This window comes from Streptomyces sp. DI166, from assembly GCF_900091315.1.
Taxonomy (GTDB): Bacteria; Actinomycetota; Actinomycetes; order Streptomycetales; family Streptomycetaceae; genus Streptomyces; species Streptomyces fuscus.
This window is the reverse complement of the sequence record NZ_FLSP01000029.1, coordinates 57,683-69,704: the sequence shown is the minus strand read 5'-3', so window position 1 is coordinate 69,704 and position 12,022 is coordinate 57,683. Positions and strand designations below refer to the sequence as shown.

Sequence of the window (12,022 nt, the reverse complement as noted above, 5' to 3'; positions counted from 1 at the left end):
GCCGAAGGGCCCCGCCTCCGTGCGGAAGCGGGGCCCCGGGCACTGCCGGAGCTACTCCGACTTGATCGCCGCCAGCATGTTCAGCCGCGCCGCGCGCCGGGCCGGCCACAGGGCGGCCAGTACGCCGACCACGGCCGCCAGCAGCAGGAACACGCCCATCCGGGTCCAGGGCAGGATCAGTTCGTACGTCGGCATCTTCGCGGCCAGCAGTTCACCGGCCGCCCAGCCGAAGAACACACCCAGACCGATGCCCAGCACCCCGCCGAACAGGGAGATCACCAGGGACTCCAGACGGACCATCCGCTTGATGCCCTTGCGGTCCAGGCCGACCGCGCGGAGCATGCCGATCTCCTGGGAGCGCTCGAACACCGACATCGCGAGGGTGTTGATGACGCCGAGGACCGCCACGATCACCGCCATGGCGAGCAGGCCGTAGACCATGTTCAGGATCAGCGTGAACATCTGCGCGATCTCGTTGGAGATGTCCTTCTTGTCCTGGACCGCGATGGCCGGGTTGTTGCCGAGGGCCTTCTCCAGCCGGTCCTTCGTCGCCTCGGAGGTGCCGTCCGCCGTCTTCACCATGACCTGCATGTCCGCGGGCTCTTCGAGGTGCGGGGTGAGGATGCGGTTGTCGATCATGATCCCGCGGATCATCTCGTTGCCCTCGTAGACCCCGGCGACGGTCAGCTTGTCCGACTTCCCGTCCTCGTAGTGCACGGTGAACGTGGAACCGGCCCGCCAGCCCTTGGACTTCGCCGTCTCGTCGTCGACGACCACCTTGCCGCCGCCGACCTCGAAGGCGCCGCTGTCCACGGGCAGCTCGGTCAGCTGGGTGATGGAGGAGCCGTCGACGCCGGTGAGGTACTCGGTCTCGCCGCCGATCCGGGAGGGCGCGTTGCGCAGCGGGCTGGTGGCGGTGACCCCGTCCAGCTCGCGCAGCGTCCGGTCGACGTCCGTGGACAGGTAGTTGCCGTTGGCCATGGAGACCACGTAGTCCGCGCGCAGCGCCGAGCTGGCCATCTTGTCGATGCCCTGCTGGAGGCTGCCCGCCATCACCGTCATCCCGGTGATCAGGGTGAGCCCGATCATCAGCGCGGAGGCGGTCGCGGCGGTACGGCGCGGGTTGCGCACCGAGTTCTGCCGGGCGAGCTTGCCGGACACCCCGAAGATCCGCATGACCGGCGTGGCCGCCGCGATCAAGGGGCGGGACAGCAGCGGCGTCAGGATGAAGACACCGATGATCAGCAGGACCGCGCCGATGCCCATCGGGGCCTGGCCGCTGGAGCCGTCCATGCCGGTCGCCGCGAGGACGACCGCGACACCCGCGGCGGAGAACAGCGCGCCGAGCGTGTTGCGCAGCACCAGCGACTTGGTGGTGGCCTGGGCGTGCAGGCTGCTCATCGCGGCCACCGGCGGGATCTTCGCGGCCCGGCGGCCCGGCAGCCACGCCGCCAGCATGGTGATCACCACGCCGACCCCGAGGGCGGTGGCGACGGTGCCGGAGGAGATGACCAGCGGGCCGTCGGGGACGGTCGCGTCGAGCGCGCCCATCAGGGAGCGCAGGCCCGCGCCGATGCCGATGCCCGCGAGCAGACCGGCCGTTCCGGCGACCGCGCCGACCACGAACGCCTCGATCAGCACCGACCGCGTCACCTGCCGGCGCGAGGCACCGACCGCGCGCAGCAGCGCCAGTTCCTTGGTGCGCTGGGCGACCAGCATGGTGAAGGTGTTGGCGATGATGAAGGTGCCGACGAACAGCGAGATCCCGGCGAAGACCAGCATCCCCTGCTTCAGCCCGCTCATCGAGGAGGAGATCATCTCGGCCTGGTCGTCGGCGAGTTCGCCGCCGGTGATCGTCTCGACCTTGTCCTTGGGCAGGGCCTTGTCCAGTGCCGCCTTCAGCTGGTCCTCGCTGGTCCCGGCCGCTGCCCGCACGTCGATCTCGTCGTACGTGCCCGCCTTGCCGAACAGCTTCTGCGCGGTCGCCGTGTCGAACAGGGCGAGGCTGCCGCCGGCGGCGACATTGCCGTCGTCGGTCGTGAAGATGCCGACCACGGTGGGCTTGAGCACCGGCCCGTCGATGGACAGCCGTACGGTGTCGCCGACCTTGTACCCGGTGCGCTTGGCGGTCTCGGAGTCGATCAGGACCTGGTTCTCGCCCTTCGGGGCGTGCCCGTCGACCAGCGGGTACCGCTCGTCCTTGGTGCCCCAGTAGTTGCCGCCCTGGGACTGGAAGCCGCCGCCGACGAGGTCGCCGTCCTTGTCGGCGATGGCGGTGAAGCCCTGGACGACGCCGATCGCGGAGGCGGCACCGGGCACCTCGGCGCTGCGCTCCAGCAGTTCGTCGGTCAGCTCGGGCGTCCGGGCGAGCTGGTTCCCCTTGGACTCCTGGGCCTCGGCGGTGACGGCGACGTCGACATGGTCGAAGCCCTTGGCGGAGCTGTTCTGCAGGGCGTTGGAGAGGGTGTTGGTGAAGACCAGGGTGCCGACGACGAACGAGACGCCGAGCATGACGGCGAGCACGGTCATCATCAGGCGGGCCTTGTGCGCGAGGACGTTGCGCAGGGCGGTGCGGAACATCAGGAGGTGCGGCCCTTCGCGTCGAACTGCTTCATGAAGTCGAGCACGGCGTCGGCGGTGGGCCGGTACATCTCGTCCACGATCCGTCCGTCGGCGAGGAAGACCACGCGGTCCGCGTAGGCGGCGGCGACCGGGTCGTGGGTCACCATCACCACGGTCTGGCCCAACTCCCGTACGGAGTTGCGCAGGAAGCCCAGCACCTCGGCGCCGGAGCGGGAGTCGAGGTTTCCGGTGGGCTCGTCGCCGAAGATGATGTCCGGCCGGGAGGCGAGGGCACGGGCGACCGCCACGCGCTGCTGCTGGCCGCCGGAGAGCTGGGAGGGGCGGTGGCCGAGCCGGTCGCGCAGGCCCACCATGTCGATGACCGAGTCCAGCCACTGACGGTCCGGCTTGCGGCCCGCGATGTCCATCGGGAGGGTGATGTTCTCCAGCGCGGTCAGCGTGGGCAGCAGGTTGAACGCCTGGAAGATGAAGCCGATCTTGTCCCGGCGCAGCTTGGTGAGCTGACGGTCCTTCAGCGAGCCGAGCTCCGTGTCGCCGATGCGCACCGAGCCGGAGGAGAAGGTGTCCAGGCCCGCCACGCAGTGCATCAGCGTGGACTTGCCGGAGCCGGAGGGGCCCATGATCGCGGTGAACTCGGCCTGCCGGAACTCGACGGAGACCCGATCCAGGGCGACCACCTGGGTCTCGCCCTGTCCGTAGACCTTCGAAAGATCCGTGGCGCGCGCGGCCACGGCGGTGGCCCGGCCGGCGATAGGTGTGGTGGTCACGTGAAGGTGCTCCTCGGCAGACGTGGACGTGTTCGGGGATGTGTTCCATCGTCCGCGCCGGGGGCGCCGGTGTAGTCAGCCGCTGTTCCGGTTCCGAAGACAGACTCGGGTCGCACCGGGCGCGGGTGTGTCATACCTGGGGATGACGCCGACCCCTGAGAGCTCTTGTGTCAAGAACAGGTGGGGCGTCCTTGTTCGGCAGGTGAAATTCCGTCATTCCGCATGCGTGGCCGAGCGTCGCCCGCAAGGCTATTGGCAAGTGCGGATGGCCCGTACCGTCGGCTGATGCCCCCTCAGACGTCAATAAAATAAGACAACATCGGGCCGTCCTTCGGCTGTTCGGGGGATGTATCCCGATAGGCTCGGAACCTCAACGCGGAGCCCATGGCCTGCCCGGATGGTGGAATGCAGACACGGCGAGCTTAAACCTCGCTGCCCCTCGCGGGCGTACCGGTTCAAGTCCGGTTCCGGGCACTTCCGACCCACGCACGGCCGCCCGATTCGCGGTCTCTTTCCGTGCATCCTCCATCGAATACTTCACCGCACGAACCGTTGACAGCGGCTTGTTGCGATCGGAGGCTCACGTCATCAACCCGGTGAAACAAACTTCACCCGACGAACACAAGCGCGACCGCCGCCTTTCGTATGTGAAGGGAGCGACCGATGCGCACCACCGTCGGCATCGTCGGAGCCGGCCCCGCGGGCCTCCTCCTGGCCCGGCTCCTGCACACCGCCGGCATCGACTCGGTCGTCCTGGAGAGCCGTGACCGCGCCTATGTCGAGCACCGCCAGCGCGCCGGGATCCTGGAGCAGGGCACCGTGGACGTCCTGCGCGCGGCCGGCGCGGGTGAGCGCATGGACCGCGAGGGGCTGCGCCACGACGGCATCGAACTGCGCTTCGACCGCACCCGCCACCGCATCGACTTCCCCGCTCTCACCGGCGGCCGCTCGGTGATGGTCCACGCCCAGACCGAGGTCTGCAAGGACCTCATCGCCCTCCAGCTGAAGGAGGGTCACCCTCTGCTCTTCGAGGCCGAGGCCCTCGCCGTGGAGGACGCCACCACCGCCCGCCCCCGAGTCCGCTACCGGCACGAGGGCCGCGATGCGGTCCTGGAGTGCGACTACGTGGCCGGCTGCGACGGCTTCTGGGGCATCGCCCGCCGCGCGATACCCGAGCGGCTCGGCCGCACCTTCGAGCGCTCCTACCCCTACGCCTGGCTCGGCATCCTGGCCGACGTCCCGCCCTCGCACGAGGAGCTCGTCTACGCCCGCCACGACCGCGGCTTCGCCCTGCTGTCGATGCGCTCCCCCTCGGTGTCCCGCCTCTACCTGCAAGTGCCCGAGGGCACCGACCCCGACGACTGGTCCGACGACGCGGTATGGACCGAGCTGGAGCGCCGCTTCGAGACCGACGACGGCTGGCGCCTCGAACGCGGCCCCGTCACCCAGAAGTCGGTCACCCCGATGCGCTCCTTCGTCCACGAGCCGATGCGTCACGGCCGGCTCTTCCTCGCCGGTGACGCGGCGCACATCGTCCCGCCGACCGGCGCCAAGGGCCTGAACCTCGCTGTGGGCGACGTCGTCACCCTCGCGCGGGCCCTGATCCACCGGCGCGACACCGGATCGGACCAACTGCTCGACGCCTACTCGGCGACCTGCCTGCGCCGCGTGTGGCAGGCCGAGCGGTTCTCCCACGACATGACGGCCCTGCTCCACCGGACCCCGGACGCCGCCCCGTTCGAGGACCGGCTCCAGCTCGCCCGGCTGGCCCGGCTCACCTCGTCGCGGGCCGCGATGACCGATCTGGCCGAGTGCTACACAGGGTTCCCGCTCGGCTGATCACCGATGGGTTCCGGCCAGGTAGCGGGTTGGTCATGAATGGGGGCCTCCGGTGTGGGGAATCACGCAGCCGCGTAGCGTGTTGCGCAGCACAGCAGGGGAAAGATCCTCCCCAAGCAGTAGGGTCTTTCCTTTGCCTTTCTATTACTCTTGAGCCAAGGCTGCGCAAGGTGGCCATGGAGGAGTGAAATGAGGAGCAGCAACCCGGTCTTCTCGCGACGGGGGTTCAGCCGCGACAACGGCTACGCGGGCTTCAACGCCCAGCCGCAGGCCGGGGGCGCCGCTGTGGGCACGCAGGGCAACCCCTACGCCCAGCCGCAGGGCGGTAACCCGTACGCCCAGAACCCGTACGCGCAGAACCCTTACGCCCAGCAGGGCCTGCAGGGCGCGCCGCCGCAGGCGCCGGCCACCACTGGCCGGATGACGATGGACGATGTCGTCCTGCGCACCGGCACGACCCTCGGCGTCCTGATCGTCACCGCCGCGCTCGCCTGGGCGCTGCTGCCGGTCGACGACGCCAACATCAACCGGTCGTACGGCATCGCCATCGGCGCCGGTCTGATCGGCATGGTCCTGGCGCTGGTGCAGTCCTTCAAGCGCAAGGCGTCCCCCGCGCTGATCCTGACCTACGCCGCGTTCGAGGGTGTCTTCCTCGGCGTGGTCTCCAGCGTCGTCGACAACCGCATCGCGGACGGCGCCGCCATGCAGGCCGTGCTCGGCACGATGGGCGTCTTCGCCAGCGTGCTGATCGCCTACAAGGCGGGCTGGATCCGCGTCAACCGCCGCTTCGCCGGCTTCGTGATGGCGGCCGCGCTCGGCTTCATCATGCTGATGGCGGTCAACCTGCTGTTCGCCGTCTTCGGCGGCGGTGACGGTCTCGGCTTCCGCAGCGGCCCGCTCGGCATCCTGATGGGTGTCATCGGCATCCTGCTCGGCGCCGCCTTCCTGGCGCTGGACTTCAAGCAGGTCGAGGACGGCATCGCCTACGGCGCCCCCCGCGAGGAGTCGTGGCTGGCGGCCTTCGGCCTGACGATGACCCTGGTGTGGATCTACATGGAGTTCCTGCGACTCATCTCGATCCTCAACAGCAGCGACTGATCCACGACCGGATCGTAGGAAGGGCCCCGGGTTTTTGACCCGGGGCCCTTCTCGTCGTCTGTGCGCGCCTAGAGGAATTTGCGCGCCGCCCTCCTCAGGTCGTACTCGTGGACGATGGCCTTCGCGTGGCCGTACGCGAGGTCGTATTCGTGGCGGAGCCAGCTGACCTTCTCCTCGAAGCGGACGAGGGCCGGTCCTTCTTCCATCGTGCGCAGCCAGTCGGCGACTTCACGACCGGTGCAGTGGGGGATGCGGGCGAGCATGTTGCGGTGGGTCTCCTCGGAGAGGACGTGGGACATCGGCGCCTCCGGACGCAAAGGGGATGTAAGCCGGTCCTACAGGTCACGGTGCCTGAGGGTTCGCCCGTTGGCAACAGTCCCGTTCCAGCGCGTACGGTTGCGCCGTGGTGGATACGACGCGTCTGACCGAGGCTGTGGATCACTTCGCCGACCGGCTGCGGGGGGCGCCGCAGAGCAGGCTCCAGCGGGGCGCCGCCGCGGAGGCGCTGGCGCTGGCCAGGGAGTTGGCCCGGCGGGCCCAGTTGCTGGAGGACCCCACCGCAGAGCCCCGGGAGATGCCGGACGCGGGGATGTTCGCCGCCGCGGACCAAATCACCGTCGCCGGACACGACTTGGGCCTCGTCCTGACGGACGAGGCCCAGGTGAACGAGGCGGTGGAGTTGGTCGCCGAGGCCCAGAAGCGGGCCGGGGTCTGAGCCCTACAGGCTCGCTATGACCCGGTCGGCCAGGATGTAGACGTTCTCCTCGCCGCAGGCGAAGGTCAGCGTGTACGCGCCGGAGATGCCCGAGCCGCCCAGCAGCACCGGGGTCTCGCCCGCGCGCAGCGCCTCGGCCAGCCGCTCCGCCGTCTCCCGGTGGCCCGGGGTCATGCACAGCGTGGTGCCGTCGGCGAAGACATAGACGTCGAGGGTGCCGAGCGGACCCGGGCGGACGTCGGTCAGCTCGGTCGCGGAGGCGGCCAGCTCCTCCAGGGCGGCGACGGTGCGCTCATGGTCGTTCACGACCGGCGACTGCACCGGTACGAAGTCCGGGTGCGAGGGGTGCCGGCGGCGGGCCGCGGCCAGCTCCGGGGACTCCCCGGCGAACTCGTCGGCGTCCCCGCTCGGCTCGGCGACCGGCTCCAGCGGCTCCAGACCGACGAAATCGGCCTGCCGGGGCAGGAACAGCTCGCTGTCGCCCAGACCCAGCAGGGTCGGGGCGTCGGAGGCGTCACGGGCCTCCTGGGCCGCCCAGAACGCGCGCGCCTCGGCCAGCTCCCGCTCCCGCTCCTCGGCGAGGGCGGCGGCGACGGCGGCGCGTATCTCATCGGCCTCGGCGGCCGCGCGTGCGGCCGGGACCCGCCCCCGGGCCGCGGCCGCGTTGCTCGCGGCCAGCTCGGTGTGCAGAGCCGCGACCTGTCGACGCAGCACCCACAGGGTGCGCAGGACGGCGACGCCCACGGCGCCGGTGGCGGCCGTGGTGAGCAGCAGGGCGATCGGCATGGCGCTCACTGACGTACTCCCGGTTCAAAGTCGACCCCCGACTTCCTACATCAGCTTGAAGGGTGGACTAACCAGCTGTCAGTGCGTAACGTCACGAATCGGACAGGAACTTGCCTCTGGCGTTACTGGTGGAACACCCCTGACCTGCGGAAATCCCTCAACCGAGGGAGATAGGTCACATCCTGGGGGAGATTGGATCACAAAGCGGCCCGGAACCCGGGCGGTTGCCGGGTTCCGGGCCGATGTCTCACTCAGGGTCGTGCGGTGGTCACGGTCAGCTCAGGCGCTCGATGACCATCGCCATGCCCTGGCCGCCGCCGACGCACATCGTCTCCAGGCCGAACTGCTTGTCGTGGAACTGCAGGGAGTTGATGAGCGTGCCGGTGATCCGGGCGCCGGTCATGCCGAAGGGGTGGCCGACGGCGATGGCGCCGCCGTTGACGTTCAGCTTCTCCAGCGGGATGCCCAGGTCCTGGTAGGAGGGGATCACCTGGGCGGCGAACGCCTCGTTGATCTCGACCAGGTCGATGTCGTCGATCGTCAGACCGGCGCGGCGCAGCGCCTGCTGGGACGCCTCGACCGGACCGAGACCCATGATCTCGGGGGACAGGCCGGAGACGCCGGTCGACACGATCCGGGCGAGCGGGGTCAGGCCCAGCTCGCGCGCCTTGGTGTCGCTCATGATGACGAGCGCGGCGGCGCCGTCGTTGAGCGGGCAGCAGTTGCCGGCGGTGACCAGTCCGTCGGGGCGGAAGACGGGCTTGAGGCCCTCCACGCCTTCCAGGGTGACGCCCGCGCGCGGGCCGTCGTCCTTGCTGACCACGGTGCCGTCGGGCAGGGTCACCGGGGTGATCTCCCGCTCCCAGAAGCCGTTCTTGATGGCTTCCTCGGCGAGGTTCTGCGAGCGGACGCCGAACTCGTCCATCTCCCGGCGGCTGACGCCCTTCCAGCGGGCGAGGTTCTCGGCGGTCTGGCCCATCGCGATGTAGGCGTCCGGCACCAGGCCGTCCTCGCGCGGGTCGTGCCAGGTGGTGCCCTCCTGCTGGGCGACCTCGGCGGTACGGGCCTCGGCCTCGGCGAAGAACGGGTTGTGCGTGTCGGGCAGCGAGTCGGAGTTGCCCTTGGTGAAGCGCGAGACCATCTCGACACCGGCCGAGATGAACACGTCGCCCTCGCCGGCCTTGATGGCGTGCAGGGCCATGCGGGAGGTCTGCAGCGAGGAGGAGCAGTACCGGGTGATGGTGCAGCCGGGCAGGTGGTCCATGCCCATCTGCACGGCCACGATCCGGCCGAGGTTGTTGCCCTGCTCGCCGCCGGGCAGACCGCAGCCGAGCATCAGGTCGTCGATGTCCCGCGGGTCCAGCTCGGGGACCTTGGCGAGGGCGGCCTGGATGATCGTGGCGGTCAGGTCGTCCGGGCGCAGGTCCTTCAGGGAGCCCTTGAAAGCGCGGCCGATGGGGGAGCGGGCGGTCGAGACGATCACGGCTTCGGGCATCACGGCTCCAGACGACGACGGAGGAGGGTTCAGGGGGCAAGTTACCGGTACGTAAGACCGTGGTCACCGGCATCGGGGTGTGATGCGGACCTCTTTTCCAAGCGCTTGCTTAGGGTGTGGAGGGTGCCTCCGAGGGGCTGGCCTGCGACGGCTCCGCCTCCCGGACCCGGCGCCTGCGCCGACGCTTGAGCAGCGCCCACGGGCCCCGCGGTCCCGTGGGCACGGCGGCCGTGACCTCGGTGCCCGCCTCGGACGCGGCCTCCGCGGCGGCCCGCGCCACCGGCAGGAAGCCCTCGCGGCGGGAGACGTCCGGGCGCTCCTCCTCCGCGGGCCACAGGCCCAGCGCCGCGCACACCGTGGGCAGGACGGCCATCGCCGCGGTGGCGTAGCCCTCCGCCGAGGGGTGGTAGCTGTCCGGCCCGAACAGCTCGCGCGGGTTCGCCGCGAACTCCGGGCCCAGCAGGTCGCCCAGCGACACCGTGCGGCCGCCCTGCTCGACCACGCCGATGGTCTGGGCGGCGGCGAGCTGGCGGGAGGTGCGGCGGGCCAGCCAGCGCAGCGGCTGCTGCACCGGCTCGATGGTGCCGAGGTCCGGGCAGGTGCCGACCACCACCTCGGCACCGGCCGTGCGCAGCCGCCGTACCGCCGTGGACAGACAGCGCACCGAGCGGGTCGGGGGCATGCGGTGGGTGACGTCGTTGGCGCCGATCATGATCACGCAGATGTCGGGCACCCGATCGGAGTCCGCGAGCGCCAGGGACACCTGCCGGTCCAGATCGTCGGAGGTGGCCCCGGGCACCGCCACATTGCGCAGCCGCACCGGCCGCTCCGCCACCGCCGCGAGCCCCGACGCCAGCAGCGCGCCCGGCGTCTGCCCCGCCCGCCGCACGCCCTGGCCGGCGGCCGTGGAGTCGCCCAGCATCAGCAGGCGCAGCGGAGGCTCACCGGTGACCGTGAAGCCGTTGCCGTACAGGCCGTCCGCGCTCGGCGGCTGCGGGGTGCCGTTGCCCACGGCGCGCTTGGCCAGCTGGACCTCGGCCAGCAGCACACCCACCACGGCCGCCCCGGCCAGGCCGATCCCGCCGCCGCCGTACGCGGCGCCGGCCGCGATGCGCCGGGCCACTCTCGCCCTCGACATGCTCGTCATGCCTCGCCGCCACCTCCTCGAACCCGTACACCCACTCCTTGCCCCGCACGGACCGTGGCCCAATCCCCACGGGGAGTGAACGACCGTCATGGAGGCGCCGGAGCCCATAGGCTGGCAGCACCACTGACGACATCTTTTGCAGCATCCGGAGACAACGGTGCAATTCCACGACTCGATGATCAGTCTCGTCGGCAACACCCCGCTGGTGAGGCTCAACAGCGTGACCAAGGGGATCAAGGCGACCGTCCTGGCCAAGGTCGAGTACTTCAACCCCGGCGGGTCGGTGAAGGACCGGATCGCCCTGCGCATGATCGAGGCCGCCGAGGAGTCCGGCGCGCTCAAGCCCGGCGGCACCATCGTGGAGCCGACCAGCGGCAACACCGGCGTCGGCCTTGCCATCGTGGCCCAGCAGAAGGGCTACAAGTGCATCTTCGTCTGCCCCGACAAGGTGAGCACCGACAAGATCAACGTGCTGCGCGCCTACGGCGCCGAGGTCGTGGTCTGCCCGACCGCCGTGGACCCCGAGCACCCGGACTCGTACTACAACGTCTCCGACCGGCTGGTGCGCGAGACGCCGGGCGCGTGGAAGCCCGACCAGTACTCCAACCCCAACAACCCGCTCTCCCACTACCACTCCACCGGTCCGGAGCTGTGGGAGCAGACGGAGGGGAGGATCACCCACTTCGTGGCGGGCGTCGGCACCGGCGGCACCATCTCCGGCACCGGCCGCTACCTGAAGGACGTCAGCGACGGCAAGGTCAAGGTCATCGGCGCCGACCCGGAGGGCTCGGTCTACTCCGGCGGCTCGGGGCGGCCGTACCTCGTCGAGGGCGTCGGTGAGGACTTCTGGCCGACCGCCTACGACCGCACGGTCGCCGACGAGATCGTGCCGGTCTCCGACAAGGACTCCTTCCAGATGACCCGCCGCCTGGCCAAGGAGGAGGGTCTGCTGGTCGGCGGCTCCTGCGGCATGGCCGTGGTCGCCGCGCTGCGGGTCGCCGAGCGCCTCGGCGAGGACGACGTGGTCGTCGTACTGCTGCCGGACAGCGGCCGCGGCTACCTCAGCAAGATCTTCAACGACGAGTGGATGGCCGACTACGGCTTCCTGGACGACGAGGGCACCAGCGCCCGCGTCGCCGACGTGCTGGCCGACAAGGAGCACGGCGCGATCCCGTCCCTCGTCCACATGCACCCCGACGAGACCGTGGGCCAGGCCATCGAGGTGCTGCGCGAGTACGGCGTCTCGCAGATGCCGATCGTCAAGCCGGGCGCGGGCCACCCGGACGTGATGGCCGCCGAGGTCATCGGCTCGGTCGTCGAACGCGAGCTGCTGGACGCCCTGTTCACCAAGAAGGCCTCGCTGGACGACCCGCTGGAGAAGCACATGTCGGCCCCGCTGCCGCAGGTCGGCTCCGGTGAGCCGGTCGGCGACCTGATGTCCGTGCTCGGCAAGGCGGACGCGGCGATCGTGCTGGTCGAGGGCAAGCCCACCGGGGTGATCGGCCGTCAGGACCTGCTCGCCTTCCTCGCCAAGGGCGGGAAGTAGCGGCGAACCTGCGGTGAACGGACCGTGGCGGCGGCGAACTTGCGGT

At 70.2% G+C, this 12,022-nt stretch carries 10 protein-coding genes and 1 tRNA gene; 5 read left to right on the top strand and 6 right to left on the bottom strand.

The features are described from left to right. Positions 1-51: 51 nt before the first annotated feature. On the bottom strand, positions 52-2,580 hold the full coding sequence (locus GA0115233_RS16560; protein ID WP_093720993.1) for an ABC transporter permease: 2,529 nt from the start codon (positions 2,578-2,580) through the stop codon (positions 52-54). Then, positions 2,580-3,350 (bottom strand): ABC transporter ATP-binding protein, encoded by a 771-nt coding sequence (locus GA0115233_RS16555; protein ID WP_093720992.1) that lies wholly within the window; start codon positions 3,348-3,350, stop codon positions 2,580-2,582. Before GA0115233_RS16555 ends, GA0115233_RS16560 begins: the two co-directional genes overlap by 1 nt. Positions 3,351-3,741: 391 nt before the next feature. Here GA0115233_RS16555 and GA0115233_RS16545 point away from each other — a divergent pair. The 3 genes from GA0115233_RS16545 to GA0115233_RS16535 all read left to right on the top strand — a co-directional run bounded on the left by GA0115233_RS16545 (position 3,742) and on the right by GA0115233_RS16535 (position 6,287). Continuing rightward, positions 3,742-3,824 (top strand) — tRNA-Leu (locus tag GA0115233_RS16545). Between the two features lie 189 nt (positions 3,825-4,013). After that, positions 4,014-5,189, top strand: a complete 1,176-nt coding sequence (locus GA0115233_RS16540) for a 4-hydroxybenzoate 3-monooxygenase (protein WP_093720991.1) — start codon at positions 4,014-4,016, stop codon at positions 5,187-5,189. A gap of 189 nt (positions 5,190-5,378) precedes the next feature. Continuing rightward, complete coding sequence (locus GA0115233_RS16535) at positions 5,379-6,287, top strand: Bax inhibitor-1/YccA family protein (protein WP_093720990.1); 909 nt, start codon at positions 5,379-5,381, stop codon at positions 6,285-6,287. A 68-nt stretch (positions 6,288-6,355) separates the two neighbouring features. Here GA0115233_RS16535 and GA0115233_RS16530 read toward each other — a convergent pair whose 3' ends face one another. Continuing rightward, positions 6,356-6,586, bottom strand: a complete 231-nt coding sequence (locus GA0115233_RS16530; protein WP_093720989.1) for a DUF4287 domain-containing protein — start codon at positions 6,584-6,586, stop codon at positions 6,356-6,358. Positions 6,587-6,690: 104 nt separating this feature from the next. On the opposite strand from GA0115233_RS16530, the gene GA0115233_RS16525 reads away from it, so the two are divergent. Next, the gene (locus GA0115233_RS16525) at positions 6,691-7,002 is read left to right on the top strand and encodes a hypothetical protein (RefSeq protein ID WP_176711806.1); all 312 of its coding nucleotides are present in this window, start codon (positions 6,691-6,693) and stop codon (positions 7,000-7,002) included. 3 nt (positions 7,003-7,005) lie between these two features. Here GA0115233_RS16525 and GA0115233_RS16520 read toward each other — a convergent pair whose 3' ends face one another. The 3 genes from GA0115233_RS16520 to GA0115233_RS16510 all read right to left on the bottom strand — a co-directional run bounded on the left by GA0115233_RS16520 (position 7,006) and on the right by GA0115233_RS16510 (position 10,430). Then, on the bottom strand, positions 7,006-7,788 hold the full coding sequence (locus GA0115233_RS16520; RefSeq protein WP_176711808.1) for a hypothetical protein: 783 nt from the start codon (positions 7,786-7,788) through the stop codon (positions 7,006-7,008). A gap of 274 nt (positions 7,789-8,062) precedes the next feature. Then, a complete protein-coding gene (locus GA0115233_RS16515; RefSeq protein WP_093720987.1) occupies positions 8,063-9,283 on the bottom strand; it encodes an acetyl-CoA C-acetyltransferase in 1,221 nt (406 codons plus the stop codon). A 109-nt stretch (positions 9,284-9,392) separates the two neighbouring features. Then, positions 9,393-10,430, bottom strand: coding sequence for an SGNH/GDSL hydrolase family protein (locus GA0115233_RS16510; RefSeq protein WP_093720986.1), 1,038 nt, complete (start codon positions 10,428-10,430; stop codon positions 9,393-9,395). 157 nt (positions 10,431-10,587) lie between these two features. On the opposite strand from GA0115233_RS16510, the gene GA0115233_RS16505 reads away from it, so the two are divergent. Then, positions 10,588-11,976 carry a cystathionine beta-synthase gene (locus GA0115233_RS16505; protein WP_093720985.1) on the top strand — a complete coding sequence of 463 codons (1,389 nt, stop codon included), beginning with the start codon at positions 10,588-10,590 and terminating at the stop codon, positions 11,974-11,976. Positions 11,977-12,022 lie beyond the last annotated feature (46 nt).

Excerpts from the sequence above, each read along its gene's own strand:
- GA0115233_RS16510 (WP_093720986.1), bottom strand. The coding sequence starts at position 10,430 with ATGACGAGCATGTCGAGGGCGAGAGTGGCCCGGCGCATCGCGGCCGGC.
- GA0115233_RS16515 (WP_093720987.1), bottom strand. The coding sequence starts at position 9,283 with ATGCCCGAAGCCGTGATCGTCTCGACCGCCCGCTCCCCCATCGGCCGC.
- GA0115233_RS16560 (WP_093720993.1), bottom strand. The coding sequence starts at position 2,580 with ATGTTCCGCACCGCCCTGCGCAACGTCCTCGCGCACAAGGCCCGCCTG.
- GA0115233_RS16540 (WP_093720991.1), top strand. The coding sequence starts at position 4,014 with ATGCGCACCACCGTCGGCATCGTCGGAGCCGGCCCCGCGGGCCTCCTC.
- GA0115233_RS16530 (WP_093720989.1), bottom strand. The coding sequence starts at position 6,586 with ATGTCCCACGTCCTCTCCGAGGAGACCCACCGCAACATGCTCGCCCGC.
- GA0115233_RS16535 (WP_093720990.1), top strand. The coding sequence starts at position 5,379 with ATGAGGAGCAGCAACCCGGTCTTCTCGCGACGGGGGTTCAGCCGCGAC.
- GA0115233_RS16520 (WP_176711808.1), bottom strand. The coding sequence starts at position 7,788 with ATGCCGATCGCCCTGCTGCTCACCACGGCCGCCACCGGCGCCGTGGGC.